This is a genomic window from Streptomyces sp. 5K101 (assembly GCF_046506645.1).
Classification (GTDB): domain Bacteria; phylum Actinomycetota; class Actinomycetes; order Streptomycetales; family Streptomycetaceae; genus Streptomyces.
Window position 1 is genome coordinate 1 of record NZ_JBKFFO010000063.1, and the last position, 1,330, is coordinate 1,330.

Consider the following 1,330-nt stretch of genomic DNA (forward strand, 5'->3'; position numbering starts at 1 on the left):
TGAACCGTTCCGGGTTCGGTAGAGATCTCAGATGTTGGTTGTGACCTGGGCTTTCGTGGCGCTCAGGTAGTGGTTGGCTTCGTATTCGGCGGGCGGGACGTGCCCTATCTCACCGTGGAGTCGGGTGTGGTTGTACCAGTCGGTCCATTCGGCGGTGGCGAGCTCGACCTGGGCGAGGGATCGCCAGGGCCTCTGCGGCTTGATGACCTCGGTTTTGAAGAGGCCGATCGTGGACTCCATCAGCGCGTTGTCGTAGGCGTCGCCGACCGATCCGATCGAGGCGGCGATGCCGGCCTTCTCCAGGTGCTCGGCCAGCGTGAAGGACGTATATTGCGAGCCCGCGTCCGAGTGATGGACCAATTCCCCAGGCAGGGGCGGGCGTTGGTCGCGGTCGCGTTGCCACAGTCCCATGTCCAGGGCGTCCAGGACGAGCCGGGTCTGCTTCGTGGTTGAGGCGGACCAGCCGACGATCCGGCGGGAGAAGGTGTCCACGACGAAGGCGACGTAGACGACGCCCGAGAACGTGGCGACGTGGGTGAAGTCGGCGACCCAGCACCGATTGGGGGCCGCGGCGACGAAGTCCCGGTCGACCAGGTCCGGTGCGCGTGGTGCGGTGGGGTCGGGGATGGTGGTGATGACCCTCTTGCCGCGGACGGCGCCGGTGATGCCGAGCTCGCGCATGAGGCGTTCGACGGTGCAGCGGGCCACGGTCTGGCCCTTGCGGTTCAGGTGCCGCCAGATCTTCCTCGCGCCGTAGACGCGGTAGTTGGCGTCGTATGCCTCCTGGATGAGCATCTTCAGTTCGGTGTCGCGAACGGTGCGTGCCGATGGCGCTGCCCGGCGCTTGTGGTGGGCGTAGTAGGTGGATGGGGCGATCTTGCAGTCGTGCTCGGTCAGAACACGGCAGATCGGCTCGACTCCGCCGAAGCGGTCCCGGTGCTCGTCGATGAACGCTACGAGCGTGTGTGTGGCCGGTCGAGCTCGGCCGCGAAGAAACTCGCCGCGGCCTTCAGGATCTCGTTGGCCCGCTTCAGCTCGGCGATCTCCTTCTTCATCGCCTTGATCTGCGCAGACTCCTCCGTCGTCGTCCCCGGTCTGGTCCCGGCGTCGATCTCGTCCTGGCGTACCCACTTGCGCAGCGTCTCGGTCGTGCCGATACCGAGCTTCGCGGCGACCGCTTTCATCGCCGCCCACTCGGTGTCGTAGTCGGGCCGCACCTCGGCGACCATGCGCACCGCACGACGGCGCAGCTCAAGCGGGTACTGGGAAGGACGTGCCATAACTCGATCCTCTCAAATGATCGAGCCCCTACCGAACCCGGAACGGTTCA

Annotated in this window: 1 protein-coding gene; it reads right to left on the reverse strand. The window is 65.9% G+C overall.

The genetic code is table 11. The annotated features are described in order from the left end of the window. Positions 1-27: 27 nt before the first annotated feature. A protein-coding gene (locus tag ACLB9X_RS34355; RefSeq protein ID WP_410364336.1) for an IS3 family transposase occupies positions 28-1,280 on the reverse strand; the annotation gives its coding sequence in 2 pieces (ribosomal slippage) (positions 28-998 and positions 998-1,280; 1,254 coding nt in all). Positions 1,281-1,330 lie beyond the last annotated feature (50 nt).